Raw genomic sequence first — 15,657 nt, 5'->3', positions numbered from 1 at the left:
ACTTCAATCTACCCCATGCAGCCGAAAGACGACGCAGATGGAACTGATGCACAAGCTCGGTTCCCACGTTGTCTTTCGGTTTTTTCTGAGTTTGGGTGTCTCTGTCCTTGGCGGGTTCATATTTACAGCGATCCATACCCCCATCCCTTGGCTTCTTGGACCAATGTTTTTTATGCTGATTGGTTCACAGATTGCCAAACTGCCGCTCTTGTGGCCCACTTCCATTCGGGACTATGGCATTCTAATCGTCGGTTACTCCATCGGATTAACACTGACGGCAGAAGCGCTTCAAGGCATTTTGCACCAGCTTCCCATGATGCTGCTCATGACCTTGCTCTTAATCGGATTATGTACCTTGACCGCCTATGTTGCTTCTAAACTGACAGACTTTGACTTTCCTTCCCTGCTGGTTGGCAGCATTCCCGGCGGACTGTCCCAGATGGTCTCCCTAGCGGAAGAGATGAAATCCATCAATCTGACGCTCGTTACTTTTTTGCAGGTAACCCGGCTCATCATGATTGTATTCTGTGTTCCGTTCCTACTGTTCAGTCCATGGATCGGGGGAACGGCAGGTGGGGGAACGAATCAGCCTATTATCGAGACAGCAACATGGGCAGCGCTCTTTCCCGAAATCTTGCTCTATGCCCCGCTCTGTATCGCCGGTGCATGGATTGCACGCAAGCTTCGGTTCCCTACCGCATTTATGCTTGGACCCATGATCGTGATGTGTGTTATTCAATTAAGTACAACGATGCACACACCCAATCTGCCGTCGTCCCTGCTTAACATTTCGCAATTAATGATTGGCAGCCATGTGGGTCTGATGCTTCGTCCTCAGCAGCTGCAACGCAAGATGCAGACCGTAACACTTGCAATCATGAGCAGTGTTCTCCTCATTGCAGGTTCGCTTGGCTTGAGCTATATATTAATGAAGATGTTCTCCCTCTCGGCCGCTACATCATTGCTGAGCATGGCACCTGGCGGAATGGATCAGATGAGCATCATGGCTCATGAAGTCAATGCTAACCTCTCGGTTGTGTCTGGATATCAGTTGTTTCGCATCTTATTTATATTCTTTATCGTTTCTTCGCTCCTAAAGATGATTTTCATGCGTATGTTGAGGAAAAAAGAAGCGAGTACCCGCTCTTCGGTCACGTAAAACGAAAGTGAACATATAAAATAGAGTATCCGCCTGATTTCCAGCCTGCGGATACTCTATTTTATATGTCTGCTCAAGTTATGAATAAACCCGACTATACATCCAGCTTACAATGCCCACGGTTACAGCGGCCGCTACAATAATAAATGCATAATAGCCAAGTTTGCTTTTTGCCCCTGATGTCTGCTTGTCATAGAAGTCTGAGTTTCGCCTGTAGAATCCCATCCACAGTTCTCCAATCATATTCACAACGATCATTATAAACCGTTTGGCAAGTTCCATTCATCCAATACCCCTTTCTTATCTCAAACCCCTTCCATATTAAGTATAATTATCCTTTTCACTCAGAACAACTCGGTCACGCTGAACTTGGTGCAGTTTCCTGTTCGAGCCAGCTCAATCGTTCAAAAGCCTCCTGATCCGTGTTACCACACATCTCTTCGGAAGCCTGCAAACCGCTGCATACAGCGGGACGCTCTTTCTGACCAAAGATCCCACAGCGATTGTCCTCCGTCAGCTGTACACAACGCACACCTGCCGGCTTGCCGTCAGCCATCCCGGGTATCGGCGATGAGATCGAAATCGCGATACAGCATGCGGCACAGCCTGTCCTGCATTCCATAATTATTGTCCTCCCTCAATATCTGACATTCAACCTGATCCACGATTCACCCACGTCCACGTCCGGGCCAAACCCTGTGCAATTCTTCGATTCATGGTTCCATTCGAGAAATACCCGCCATGACTCAACGGATTCCAGCTCCCGATTATACCGCCAGAGTTGATTTCCATGTCTTCTTTGACCGCCGCCTCATATGCCGGATCAATGGGGCGCAGCGGGTAACCCAGAATATCATCCCGATCATAAAAGTTAATCCACTCGCCTTCCAGCCCGGGGAAGTACTGCTCCGCCAGCGGCGAAGGCACCTGAATTGGACGGCTAAAATCATGGTATCGTAAGCTCCATAACGGCAACGTCGTTCCAAAAGAATAAAAGTTCGTTAAGGTATCTCCCCGTTCCAATGCGGAAGTCACATCCACGATGGAAGGCGTGCGACTAGACGGATATTGCAGATCATAGAAGAAATTGCTTGCAATCACTGCCCCCAGACTATGAGCAATAATACAGAGGGGAGCATCTGGCCCATTCCGCTGTGCAAGTGCATGCATCGCTCGATTCAGCGTACGATGTACCGCATCATAGTTATGACCTTGATTTTCCACGGGTTGATACGCTACAGCATCAGCCAGATAATGGATAACAAATCGACGCAGCACTTGATAGTTCAATCTCTGAGAGCTGACAAGCTGCTGAAACAGCGCCTCTTCCCGTTCCTCAAATACATCCGCCCAAAATACCGGCTCAATATCCAGAACCTGCTTGGCTGCTCCCGGCAACACCATAACCTGATCCAATTCCTTATGCAAACGCGAAATCAGTGTATCCGCATAATCTTCCTTTTGCATACCCAGACCATGAATGACCATTACCGCAACACGAGTCATGGCTCTCCTCCTCCGTCCATTGACTAGCCACTCTCTTAGAACCATATGAACTTCTTCACCTGAACATGCTTTCCGATCGCTGTGAACATGAGATTTTGCACATACATTCTAGTTACAGTTTACCACGATACAAATAAAAAAAAGAACTGCATAAAGAGTCATACCACACAAGTGGGTATACGTTCAGCTTTTATTCTGAATCTCGGGATGAAAAAAGAAGCTGCGATATTCGCAGCTCCCCCATTGTTCGTAACTTAGCCTTTCAAATGAACCTTAAGCACACCGTTCTGATTGGATGTAACATCACCTGTAGTGACCTCTACCCGATCAACCATATCCTGACCGTCCGGAATAATGATTGGTGTAATAAGCGGATATCCCGCAGCTTCAATCACTTTACGGTCGAATTCAAGCAGCAATTGCCCGGCTCTTACCTTCTCTCCAGCTTCAACATGCATGTTAAACCCTTTACCTTTGAGAGATACGGTGTTGATCCCGACATGGATCAGAATCTGCAAGCCGCTCGCGTGTTCAAGAATTACAGCATGTTTGCTTTTGATCACATGGGCAACCTGGGCATCAAACGGAGCAACCACCTGATTGCCGGAAGGCTCAATCGCAACGCCTTCACCCATTTGTTTCTCAGCAAACGCCGGATCAGGTACTTGTTCAAGCGGAACGGCTGTACCTGTTAAGGGTGCCATGATTTCCAGCGTATTCACTGGCTCATCCGCCACCTGAGCAGCACTTCGTGTACGTTGCTCTGTATCTGTATTTGTTGTAGTTGTGCTAGACGCTGAATTAGCTGTAGATGTTTGACCGCCTGCTACAGTAGCTTGATCTGCATTGCGGTCTTCTTTTCTCAACTTCGCTCTTCCGAAAAGAACCGTCAGTACAAACGGAACAACCAGTACAATCGCCATACCGATGAAGAATACTCCCCATTTGTTCGGGAAAATGGACAGGAATCCAGGTACACCACCTACACCAATAGAGGTGGCCTGAACATTATTTATCGTGAGCAGTACGCCGCCAATCGCAGAACCGACCATACCGAAGATAAACGGATAACGATAACGGATATTCACCCCGAAGATCGCCGGCTCGGTTACCCCGAGGAAAGCTGACACGGATGAAGTCGCCGCAAGTCCTCTCATCTTCTTCTCACGAAGCACGAGCATCATGGCAAGTGCAGCTGAACCTTGCGCGATATTGGACAGCGCCAGCATCGGCCACAGGAACGTTCCGCCCTGGCTACCAATCAGTTGTACGTCTACCGCCAGGAACGTATGGTGCATGCCTGTAATAACGAGCAACGCGTACAGTCCACCGTAGATCAGACCGCCCAGAGCCGCGTATGAATCGTAAATATAGATCAATCCGGATGTAATTCCATTCGCAATCGCAAATGTAACCGGACCAATGATTGTAAATGCCAGGAACCCGGTAATCAATAAGGTAACAGGAGCTACGACCAACAGTTTGATCGAATCATGCACCCTTTTGTTCAGGAAAATCTCCAGCTTGGCAAGCAGATAGGCGGATACCAATACCGGCAGAACCTGCCCTTGATAACCGATCTTCTCAATATGCCAGCCGAACAGATTCCACGTAGGCACGGTGCCTTCGTTCACTGCATTGGCGTATCCATAAGCACTCAGCAGATCAGGATGAACCAGAATAAGACCAAGCACAATCCCGAGCAACGGACTGCCGCCGAACCTTGTTACAGCGGACCAACCAATTAATGCTGGCAGGAAGGTGAAGGCTGTGCTCGCGATGGTATTGATAATTGATGCGAGATCCTTCCATGCTGGATATACATCCACCAGTGATTTTCCATCAAAGAAAATGCCCGGCCCTGTCAAAATATTATTAATACCGAGCAAGAGACCGGCCGTGATGATAGCTGGCAGGATCGGAATGAAGATGTCCGATAACGTTTTGATCGCACGCTGGATTGGGTTTTGCTTTTTACCCGCAACAGCCTTCACGTCATCCTTGGAAGCGCGTTCGCCTCCGGTGATCTGAATCATTTCATCATACACTTTATCTACAAGCCCAGGTCCGATGACCACCTGAAATTGTCCTTGAGAGGAGAACTGGCCTTTGACGAGATCGTTCTGCTCCAGACTTTCCGTATCTACTTTACTTTCGTCGTACAGGGCGAACCGGAGGCGTGTGACACAATGTGTTGCAGCTTCAATATTTTCTTTGCCGCCGACCGCGCGTACGATCTCCTCAACCTGTTTTTTATCCATTGCCATATTGTCACTTCCCATTTATATAATGTGAATTAGTCCTGTTGCGGTACAAGCCACATATAGGATGAATACGGGCTAAGAGAGATTTCTTGCTCCAGTGCAGGCGGTGCTTCTGTATTGCCAATCAGCAACTCTGCTGATTTACCCGCAATGTGATCATTCCAGACAGCATCCGAGAAAGCAAAAGTTACGTCCCGCTTGCTGAAGTTGGATACTACAATGAGCGTCTCGCTTCCATTGGTCCGCGCATATGCAAATACATCCGGATGTGCTTCGTCCAAACGTTCATACAGACCATCAGTCAGCACACGAACCTGTTTGCGCAGAGCAATCAGCTTGCGATAGTGATAATAGACCGAATTCGGGTCAGCCATCTGCTGGGCCACGTGAATCGACGGATATCGTTCGTCTACTTTGATCCATGGTGTACCCGTTGTAAATCCGGCATTCTCACTTCCATCCCACTGCATCGGTGTCCGGGAATTGTCACGGGAACGCTCTCTCACAATCTGGAATGCTTCCTCAGCAGATTTGCCTCGTTCTTCCTGAAGCAGTCGGTACATATTTGTCGATTCAATATCACGGAACTCGCTAACGTCGTTCCAGACCGGATTCGGCATCCCGATCTCTTCGCCCTGGTATACGTATGGCGTTCCCTGCATGCCATGAATGGTTGTAGCAAGCATTTTGGCACTTTCAGAACGATAATCGCCATCATCAGCGAAACGAGACAACGCACGGGGTTGATCATGGTTGTTCAGGAACAACGCGTTCCATCCACCACCGGCCTGCATGCCTGTCTGCCACTCACTGAACAGCTGCTTCATCGCTTCGAAATCGTAAGGCATAAGCTCCCACTTCTGTCCGTTCGGATAATCCACTTTCAGATGGTGGAAGTTGAACGTCATCGAGAATTCCCGGGAAGCAGGGTTCGAATATTTAATACAGTGCTCCAGCGTAGTCGAGGACATCTCCCCAACCGTTACCATATTGTGTGGTCCAAACACGTCTTCATACATCTCCGTAATGTACTCATGCACACGTGGGCCATCGGTATAAAACTTGCGTCCGTCGCCTGGGGAAACGCTACCATCATCATCAGGGAAACGCTGGTCCTTGGAGATCAGGTTGATAACGTCCATGCGGAAACCATCTACACCCTTCTCCGCCCAGAACTTGATCATGTCCCGTACTGCCTTGCGTACCTGCTCGTTCTCCCAATTCAGGTCAGCCTGTGTTTTGTCAAACAACGTCAGGAAATATTGTCCTGTCTGCTCATCGTATTGCCATGCAGGCCCGCCAAACTTGGATTGCCAGTTATTCGGTACACCACCGTCCGGCGCAGGGTCCTTCCAAATATAATAATCACGATAAGGGTTATCCTTGGAAGAGCGTGATTGCTGGAACCACTCATGATCCGTAGAGGAGTGATTCACCACGATATCAATCATCAGCTTCATGTCACGTGCCTTCAGACCTTTAAGCAGTTCGTCAAAATCCTCCATCGTACCAAAATCAGGATTAATCCGATAATAGTCCGCTACATCATACCCGTTATCATGCTGCGGAGATACATATACCGGCTGCAGCCACACGATATCAATTCCGAGATGCTGCAGATAATCCAGCTTTTCGGTCAATCCCCGAATGTCTCCGGTACCCGATCCGGTTGTATCGTTGAAGCTCTTGGGATATACCTGATACACCGTGGAGGTTTTCCACCACGATGATGAAGTTGTGTTCGTTGAACTCATGTTAACGCCTCCAATAAATTGTATTGCTTATATGGTTCTCTTGGCCTAACTTCATTTATATATTACATAACTAAACATGTATATACAAGTTGAAACTTAAATATGCTATCTTTTGCCTCTTTTACACATTCCCCATTAATGATTCCTCTGTAACAATTATTTTGCCGCATGCGCTCGAGAACTCCATGATATCTGTATCCAAAACAAAAAAAGACGTCTGTCTCCCCACCATTTCATGCGGGTAAACAGACGATTCAGATTTAAAAATTGGATGAGTTAACATAACAAGCAAAGCCCGGCCACTTCCTGTTTTTTACAGCATTTCTGTCGAAATAATTCCTTTACCCTGCTCTCTTTTGTTCAAATTCGCCGAGGACAAGGACGCTTGATCTTCTCTTTCCAGCTCTTCGGCACTGATCTCTCCAGAGAGCACAGCCCGCATACGTTTTTGGTCCAACAGTCCTTCCCATTTTGCCACTACAAATGCCGCAACACAGTTGCCCATCAAATTTGTGAATACTCGCATGGTATCCATGAAGCGGTCTGCACCGAGCAGTAAGGCAACAGCAGCTACCGGGAAAGCATTCAGGGCCGCCGCTGTAGCAGATAAAGCAAGAAACGCTGAGCCAGGCACGCCTGCCATGCCCTTGGAGCTAAGCATTAATACCAGTAAAATCGTAATCTCCTGTCCCAGTGTCAGATCAATACCAACCGCCTGAGCCAAAAACACGGTTGCCAGCGATAGGTAAATCGAGGCTCCATCCAGATTGAACGAATAGCCTGTTGGAACCACGAGCCCGACGACAGCACGATCACAGCCTGCTTTGGTCAGCTTGTCCATCATTCGGGGCATAACGACTTCCGAGGAACCTGTGCCAATCGCCAGCATCACTTCGGAGCGGGTATATTTTACAAATTGCAGAAAGTTCAGTCCTGTAATCCACCAGGCAGCCAGGGCAAGCATCACCAGGAATAACAACGCCGCTCCATAGCATGCAATAATCAGCAACCCGAAGGATGACAGTGTGGAAGCACCATAGGCTCCTACCGTATAAGCCATAGCTCCGAATGCACCGATTGGCGCCAGCTTCATGATGTATCCGATTATCCGGAACAGAATACCCAGTACATTTTCAATCAGCGTCAGCACATTCTCTTTTGCCTTACTCTCCGTTGCCGCCAAAGCTACCCCAAATAAACAGGCAACGAGCAGTACTTGCAGCAATGCGTTCTGTGCAAAAGCATCGACAACACTTGTCGGGATAATATTCATAATAAAGTCCACCACATGCGGCAGCTCGGAACCATTGGTTTTGGCTTCGATGCCGCTGGTATCCAAAGTCGAAGGGTCCACGTTCATGCTCGCGCCGGGACGAAGCAGATTGGCAGTGCCAAGTCCAAGGACAAGCGCAACCGTCGTTGCAATCTCAAACCACAGAATCGCTTTGAGCCCAATGCGGCCAACCGACTTCAGATCACCGATTTTGGCAATGCCTGTCACGATCACCATAAAGATCAATGGTGCAATGATCATTTTGATCAACTTGATAAAGCCTGTTCCGAGCGGTTGCAGCAGACTGCCCAGATCAGGCCACAGAATGCCTACACCAATTCCGATGATAACCGCTACAATAATTTGAAAAAATAATGATTTCACAAATGACATGAACGCTCCCCCTGTTTTCGGTCAATTCGGATTTCCGGTTGATTTCCGTGTAATTTTTTATAACATTCAGGGAAGGTTTTCAACAATGCCAATTGCATTTTTTTGTGATCCGTACCAACTATTCAGGTCAAAATTGAACTTGAAACCGAAAAAAGACGAATATCACGTCAGTTATCTTGACGTCATATTCGTCTTTAGCTGTTATTTCTTTTAGTATTGAACAGTGCTCAATAAGAGATCATTAGAGAGTAAGGGACTGTCCTGGTGCCAGTACACGACCTTCGAGACCTTTCTCAGCCAGTTGCTGAACAAAACGTTCCGCATCCTGACGGATGACCGGAAATGTATCATAATGCACCGGAATCGTCAGCTTGGCATTGAACCACTCAGCGGCTTGAAGTGCATCCTCCGGCCCCATGGTGAAATGTCCGCCAATAGGCAGGAACGCTACGTCGATGTCATGACGATCACCAATCATTTTCATATCACCGAACAAGCTGGTATCCCCGGCATGCAAAACAGTTTTGCCACCTATGTTAATAATATATCCTGCAGGCAATCCTGCGTACATGATCCGTTGTTCCTCTTCCAGCACGATGCCGGATGTATGGAAAGCCTGAATCATTTTGGCTTGGGCAAAACCAAGATCCACCGTTCCACCCATGTTCATGCCTATGGTGTCCAGACCTTTCCATGACATATATGTAGCCAGCTCGACAATGGCAACCACCTTGGCATGATTGGCTTTGGCAATCGGTTCAGCATCCAGAATGTGATCCATATGGGCATGTGTCAGCAAAACGGCATCGGTCTTGATATCTTCCGGTTTGGTGACAGCAAGTTCGTTGCCACGAAGGAAAGGATCAATGATCAACGATTTCTCTTCTGTTCCCAGCTGTACACTGGAGTGCCCGTGGAAGGTAATATTCAGCAACTTGTTGTCCTCCTGACGTATATGTTTATTTGATTTTCAACATTTATTATAAATCATACCTCTTCGCCAAAGCAAAATTGTGCTCTTATCGCTGCATTTGATAAACCCTTGCTTCATACGGCTGAAGGAGAATTGCACCTTCATCAGTGGAATAACGTTTGCTTACATTGCTGATGAGTAGTTTGGCACGCTCAGCTTGCCAGCCTTCCGGCCAGTACATCTCAGGCTCATGCTCACGGAAATTCAGGATGACCAATATCTGCTCACCATCCAGTGTTCGGGTATAGGCATAGATATCGGGGTCGTCTGGCAGCAACAGCTCATATGCCCCGTAGATGAGCACTTTATGTTGTTTGCGAAGTGCAATCAGCCTGCGGTAATAATGTAAAATGGACTGTGGATCGCGTTCGGCATCGGCCACATTAATCTCGGTATAATTCTCATTCACCTGAATCCATGGCTGGCCATCGGTGAATCCGGCATGCTCCGTATCATCCCACTGCATCGGCGTACGAGCATTATCCCGACTCTTGCGCCAGATTGCCTGCATGACTTCATGCTTCGCTTTACCTTGACCAATATAATGATTGTAATAATTCTTCGTCTCGATATCCCGGTATTGCTCAATATCCGAGAAGGTGACATTGGTCATACCAATCTCTTCCCCTTGGTAAATGTACGGCGTACCTTCGAGTGTAAGCATCCACGTAGCCAGCATCTGGGCAGATCGCACCCTGTACCTTCCATCATCACCGAAGCGGGATACCGGACGCGGCTGGTCATGATTGCCCATATAATTGGCATTCCAGCCTCTGTCATGCAGCACGGTTTGCCAGCGGCTCATAATTTCTTTCAGCTCGGGCAGCTTCCACTCCCGATAGTTCCATTTGCCGATTCCGGACGATTGGGCATCCACAAACATATGCTCAAACTGGAACACCATGTTGAGTTCATTCCGATCTGTCCCAACATAAGCCAGCGCCTGTTCCGGTCCAAGCCCCGAAGTCTCTCCAACGGTCATTGGACCGTATGGCTTCAGGATCATGTCGTTGAGTTTGTTAAGAATCGAATGCACCTGTTCGAGATTGGAAAACAGCTGGTACGCTGGAACGACTGGCAGATTATCCGGATTATGCGCGCTGGGTAACCCCTCTGCCTTGGCGATATGCGCCACCGCATCGAAACGGAAACCATCCACACCTTTTTGCAACCACCAATGCACCATTTCATACATCTCTTCTGCCATCTTTGCATTGTTCCAGTTCAGGTCGGGCTGGTGTTCAGAATAGAGATGCAAATAGTATTCATTCGTTTCAGGATCATGCTTCCACACAGAGCCCCCAAAATAGGACTCCCAGTTGTTTGGAACCTGGCCATTTTTGCCTGAGCGCCAAATATAATAATCCCGTTTCGGATTCACTTTCGATGAACGTGACTCGGCAAACCATGCGTGTTCATCCGACGTATGATTCAGCACCAGATCCATCATGATCTTGAGACCACGCTTGTGAGCCTCAGCCAATAAACGATCAAAATCCTCCATCGTGCCATATTTGCGTAATATAGAATAATAATCCCGGATATCATATCCGTTATCATAACCAGGTGAATCGTAGATTGGACAGATCCAAATCACATCTACGCCAAGTCCAGTCAAATAATCGAGCTTGTCATATATCCCTTGCAAGTCACCCAAACCGTCCCCATCCGAATCTTTGAAGCTGTTGGGATAAATCTGGTACACCACACTCTCTTTCCACCAAACGATATTGCCCACCTCACCTTCATCACTTCATTACTTCTTTACTATATAACCCGTTAGTATGTTTTATCCGAAATGGCCCTATTATAAACACTTTGAAAGACTCAAGAAGGTGCCGGAACACAAAAAGACCCGATCATTGACCGCTAGTTGCAGTTCAATCTCGTCGAGTCCTTCCCTGTGACAATAGGAATAGGGCAAACCCTAGGTATCCAATCCAGGCCCCCACTGTATTCAACATAATGTCATCCACATCAAACGAACCCACGCGGGTAATCAATTGTGTAACCTCAACAGCGAGCAAAAGTAAGACGACAGCCCCTGTAAATGGCAGGAACTTTCGGCACGTGCGGAATAACCAGGGTATCCATATGCCAAGCGGAATGAACAATACAATGTTACCAAACAAATTCTTCACCCAGGCTTCCGTAAGGTATCTGTTTTTTTCAAAAAGAAGAGGCCTGATTGTCTCTAACGGTACAACATTATATTGATAATTCACGCCAGGCGTTCTCCCGTTAACAAAGAGTAAGTTCCCCATAATCAACATGTACAGCACTGCGATGCAGGCAACGATAGCGAGCATCCATCTGGAGTGGAGCCACGAGCCTTCGTTCATTATCTGAATTCCTCCGTCCTTTTTTCCGCGGAGCGGTAAGGTCTATTTTACCGGGATACAGATCTTCAAGTCCAGTTGCTTATCTTAGGGGTAGACTTCCATACACTTCCATACATCCTTTACCTCAAAATCCGCCCCTCCCCTTCCTATCACCTTCTTCAAATTTCACCGAAACCATTTGATCATAGTCATTTTTGAACTAATGGTCAGCAAGTCCAAGGTAGGAAAGACCATGATCACCCTGATCACCGTAAAACATAGTTACCTAAACAGAACCTAAATGACAGCAGCCTAAATTTAGCTGGTTTTCATCCATTTGTTTAGCTTCTATTCAACTTGGTCTACTAGAATTGTATATGAGGGAGCAATTCAAATATGTTCCTCGTCACTTAGCAAATGAAAAAAATAATTTATTGTAGGAGTGTTTATAATGTCAATCAATAGGGACAAGCTGCAAGAATCATTGAATCCTGCCCTTCGGGTTCGTCCCCGCGTAGGATGGGGTGTTCTCACCTATTTCCTCTACAGCGCAGTCTTCTACGCGATCTTCTTGCTCAACGGCATCGACTACACACGAGTGGGTGAAAGTGAGCGGACCCTGCTTCTCTGGTATATAGCACCACTGTCCGGCGGTGCCGTGCTGACCATCACAATGGTCACGATCTACGGATGGTGGCGCCCTAGCCTGGTTGAAAGACGGCGTCTTTCTCGATGGACAATGACTCTCCCCATCTTCATGATGGTCATCGCGATCGTGAACATGCTGACCGGCGATTTCACCCGTGTCACGCCCCTCATGTGGCTATATCTCATCTTTGGCAGTATCATGGTCGGCTTCAATGAAGAGATGATCAACCGAGGTCAGTTGATCGTTGCTCTGCGCAGCAGATTCGGCGAAACCGGGGTCTGGCTGCTCTCAACAGCGATGTTCGCAGTCTTCCATCTGCCAAACATGTTCTGGGGTATCGGAGCGGGCGCCCTGTTCCAGGTAATGGTCGCTTTCGGCCTCGGTTCGATCTTCTATCTCGCCCGGCGGTCTACCGGTTCGCTCGTGGCCTCCATATTCCTGCACGGGTTCTGGGACTTGAGCGTTTTCTCAGCGAATGGCGCGTCGGCATTACCCATCGCTGGTATACTAGCTCCGTTGTTGGTGATCGCTGCAGTAATCACGGTTCCGATCATCCTCCGTCGTGAAAAGCGGCGCGATACGGCCCAAAGCGTGTCACGACCAGTCGGCTGATTCAAACAAAAAATCCCCTTGTACAACAAGGAGCGATCTCTGATGAATGTATATCAACCCAACAGAGATCAACCTAGTGTACAAGGGGTTTTCTTTGTTAAACAATAATTCTTTAACCTTTCCAGTGTCCGGATACCGGATGAATGCCCCAGATATCCGTCGCATATTCGCTGATGGTGCGATCACTGGAGAAAATGCCGGCTTGAGCCGTATTCAGCACCGCCTTGCGTGTCCAGCCCGATACATCGCGGTATGCTGAATCAATGGCAGCATGGGCATCGGCATAGGCAGCAAAGTCACGTAATACAAAGTACTCGTCGCCATGCGCCAGCAAGGAATCATAAATATCCCAGAATTCACCGTCACGTTCACAGAACGCACCTGGATGTACCAACTGCTCCACCACCTCGCGAATCCGTTCATCCTGCTGTACAATCTCACCCGGTCGATAGCTGCCGGAACGATAATACTCAAGGACTTCATCTGCCCGCAGACCAAAGATAAACATATTATCTTCCCCGACCTGCTCTGCCATCTCAACATTCGCACCATCCATCGTACCGATGGTTAATGCACCGTTCATCATAAACTTCATGTTACCGGTACCGGAAGCTTCCTTACCTGCAGTCGAGATTTGTTCACTGACGTCCGCTGCCGGAATGATTTTTTCCGCAAGAGAGACTGAGTAGTTTTCCAGGAAAAACACTTGCAAACGATCGTTCACGGCCGTATCCCGATTTACAGTATCCACCACCGTGTTAATCAGCTTGATAATTTTCTTGGCAAAATAATAACTTGGCGCTGCTTTTGCTCCAAAGATGAATGTACGTGGCACGATATCAAATGAAGCATCGCTCTTGAGCCGGTTGTACAAATGCATGACATGCAGAATGTTCAGCAACTGCCGTTTGTAGCCATGAAGCCTTTTCACCTGTACATCAAAAATGGAATCCGGATTGACAGCTGTTCCTGTATGATCCAGGATATACGCAGCGAGCCGCTCCTTATTGTGGCGTTTGATAGATTGGAATTGCTGCTGGAATGAAGCATCATCCGCAGCTCCTGCCAACTCATTCAGCCTTCCCGGCTCTGTAATCCACTTCCCGCCAATCGTATGGGTGATCAGATCCGACAGCTTCGGGTTGGCATGCATCAACCAGCGGCGATGAGTGATGCCATTGGTTTTGTTGTTGAATCGCTCCGGGTAGAGTGCATAGAACGGCTCCATCTCCCGTTCCTTCAATATCTCGGTATGCAGAGCCGCCACACCGTTGACGCTATGACTGCCCACAATCGCCAGATGAGCCATCCGCACCTGATCGTTCGCAACAATCGCCAGATGCTGAATACGATCCGGGTCTCCTGGATAACGTTCGAGCAGCATGCCGCAGAAACGTTTGTTGATCTCTTCAATGATCATGTAAATACGTGGCAGCAGCTTACTGATCATGGCTACAGGCCATTTTTCAAGCGCCTCACTTAATGTTGTGTGGTTCGTATATGATACCGTGCGGGTTGTGATATCCCAAGCTTCATCCCATCCATAGCCTTTGACATCAATTAGAATCCGCATGAGCTCCGGAATGACCAGTGTTGGATGAGTGTCATTGATATGGAACGCTACTTTATCCGGCAACCGATCATAGGAAAGCTCCAATTTGTTAAACGTACGCAAGGCACTCTGTACACCTGCTGAACACATAAAGTACTGCTGTTTCAATCGGAGCAGCTTACCTTCGTATTGGGAATCATCGGGGTACAAAAACTCTGAAATGGATTCAACCGAACGACTGTAATCGAGATATCCGTAATAGTTCGAAGGGGTATCCTGCGATGTTTCCCGCTTCGGCTCCGCACTCCACAGCCGTAATGTGTTTACATGGGGCTGACCATAACCAATGACGGGTACATCATAGGGCACAGCTACAACGGATTCCGCATCCTTGGTAACAAATTGGTAATGTCCATCCTGTTCATGGGCTTCCACCCGGCCCCAGAATTGTACCTCCACCTTTTTGTCCGGACGGCGGACTTCCCATTCATTTCCCTTATCGAGCCAATTATCAGGTAATTCCACCTGATTGCCGTTGATGATTTTTTGCTCAAACAAGCCATATTTATATCGAATTCCACACCCATGTCCTGCATAACCGAGCGATGCCAATGAATCCAGGAAACAGGCCGCGAGTCGTCCCAGACCTCCGTTACCCAGACCTGCATCCGCCTCCTGCTCCTCCACATCTTCCAAAGAGAAGCCCAGTTCAGCCAGACTGTCACGAACCAGTTCCAGTTCATTCACATTTAGCAGGTTGTTGCCGAGCAGACGTCCAATCAGGAATTCCAGCGAGAAGTAATAGACCTGTTTATCCTGACGCTGCTTAAACCCCTGATTCGACGCCGCCCAATCCTGACCCACATATTCACGAATCATGCTTCCAAGTACGTGATAGACATCCTCCTGCGTCGCTTCTGCTAACGGTTTGCCCAATTTGCTGACCAGATTCCGCCTAAAAATACTCTTGAACGTTTCCTTGTTGTCAAACAAAAGAAGGTTCCTCCCGGTGAAATCCTGTAGGATCGTGGCGGTTCACACTTGTTTCTTACACATGAGTGCTACACCTTTCAAAGCTGCACTTTCGGCTAAGAGCCCCTTTCCGGTTACGAATCGTTCTTCCGATCGCTGACGCTTCTTCAGAATCGATCTCTCACCTCCACTGCGTTAGCACGTATAACCGTAGCTTTAGCTGTGGCAC

The 15,657-nt window shown here is 47.9% G+C and carries 12 protein-coding genes; 2 read left to right on the top strand and 10 right to left on the bottom strand.

Features of this window, described 5'->3' with window-relative positions; genetic code table 11:
- Window positions 1-37 precede the first annotated feature (37 nt).
- Window positions 38-1,159 (top strand): AbrB family transcriptional regulator, encoded by a 1,122-nt coding sequence (locus P5G61_RS19055; protein ID WP_301247956.1) that lies wholly within the window; start codon window positions 38-40, stop codon window positions 1,157-1,159.
- 78 nt (window positions 1,160-1,237) lie between these two features.
- Here P5G61_RS19055 and P5G61_RS19050 read toward each other — a convergent pair whose 3' ends face one another.
- The 9 genes from P5G61_RS19050 to P5G61_RS19010 form a co-directional block, all read right to left on the bottom strand.
- Window positions 1,238-1,441, bottom strand: coding sequence for a hypothetical protein (locus P5G61_RS19050; RefSeq protein WP_079344205.1), 204 nt, complete (start codon window positions 1,439-1,441; stop codon window positions 1,238-1,240).
- A gap of 76 nt (window positions 1,442-1,517) precedes the next feature.
- Window positions 1,518-1,781 carry a YkgJ family cysteine cluster protein gene (locus tag P5G61_RS19045; protein ID WP_301247955.1) on the bottom strand — a complete coding sequence of 88 codons (264 nt, stop codon included), beginning with the start codon at window positions 1,779-1,781 and terminating at the stop codon, window positions 1,518-1,520.
- Between the two features lie 29 nt (window positions 1,782-1,810).
- Window positions 1,811-2,665 (bottom strand): hypothetical protein, encoded by an 855-nt coding sequence (locus P5G61_RS19040; protein ID WP_024631857.1) that lies wholly within the window; start codon window positions 2,663-2,665, stop codon window positions 1,811-1,813.
- A 254-nt stretch (window positions 2,666-2,919) separates the two neighbouring features.
- On the bottom strand, window positions 2,920-4,932 hold the full coding sequence (treP, locus tag P5G61_RS19035; RefSeq protein WP_301247954.1) for a PTS system trehalose-specific EIIBC component: 2,013 nt from the start codon (window positions 4,930-4,932) through the stop codon (window positions 2,920-2,922).
- A gap of 29 nt (window positions 4,933-4,961) precedes the next feature.
- A complete protein-coding gene (gene treC, locus P5G61_RS19030) occupies window positions 4,962-6,683 on the bottom strand; it encodes an alpha,alpha-phosphotrehalase (protein ID WP_301247953.1) in 1,722 nt (573 codons plus the stop codon).
- Between the two features lie 313 nt (window positions 6,684-6,996).
- Window positions 6,997-8,349 (bottom strand): C4-dicarboxylate transporter DctA, encoded by a 1,353-nt coding sequence (dctA, locus tag P5G61_RS19025; RefSeq protein ID WP_094937521.1) that lies wholly within the window; start codon window positions 8,347-8,349, stop codon window positions 6,997-6,999.
- A gap of 241 nt (window positions 8,350-8,590) precedes the next feature.
- Window positions 8,591-9,283 (bottom strand): metal-dependent hydrolase, encoded by a 693-nt coding sequence (locus P5G61_RS19020; RefSeq protein WP_094937522.1) that lies wholly within the window; start codon window positions 9,281-9,283, stop codon window positions 8,591-8,593.
- Window positions 9,284-9,368: 85 nt separating this feature from the next.
- Window positions 9,369-11,060, bottom strand: a complete 1,692-nt coding sequence (locus P5G61_RS19015) for a glycoside hydrolase family 13 protein (RefSeq protein WP_301247952.1) — start codon at window positions 11,058-11,060, stop codon at window positions 9,369-9,371.
- Window positions 11,061-11,202: 142 nt separating this feature from the next.
- On the bottom strand, window positions 11,203-11,664 hold the full coding sequence (locus P5G61_RS19010; protein WP_301247950.1) for a VanZ family protein: 462 nt from the start codon (window positions 11,662-11,664) through the stop codon (window positions 11,203-11,205).
- A gap of 430 nt (window positions 11,665-12,094) precedes the next feature.
- Between P5G61_RS19010 and P5G61_RS19005 the strand changes: the two genes are divergently transcribed.
- Entirely contained in the window at window positions 12,095-12,904 is an 810-nt protein-coding gene (locus P5G61_RS19005) for a CPBP family intramembrane glutamic endopeptidase (RefSeq protein ID WP_301247949.1), read from the top strand.
- Between the two features lie 112 nt (window positions 12,905-13,016).
- Here the strand turns inward: P5G61_RS19005 and P5G61_RS19000 are convergent, their stop codons facing one another.
- A complete protein-coding gene (locus P5G61_RS19000; protein WP_301247948.1) occupies window positions 13,017-15,449 on the bottom strand; it encodes a glycogen/starch/alpha-glucan phosphorylase in 2,433 nt (810 codons plus the stop codon).
- Window positions 15,450-15,657 lie beyond the last annotated feature (208 nt).

This window comes from Paenibacillus vandeheii, assembly GCF_030433635.1.
Lineage (GTDB): Bacteria > Bacillota > Bacilli > Paenibacillales > Paenibacillaceae > Paenibacillus > Paenibacillus vandeheii.
This window is presented reverse-complemented; position numbering and strand designations above follow the sequence as displayed.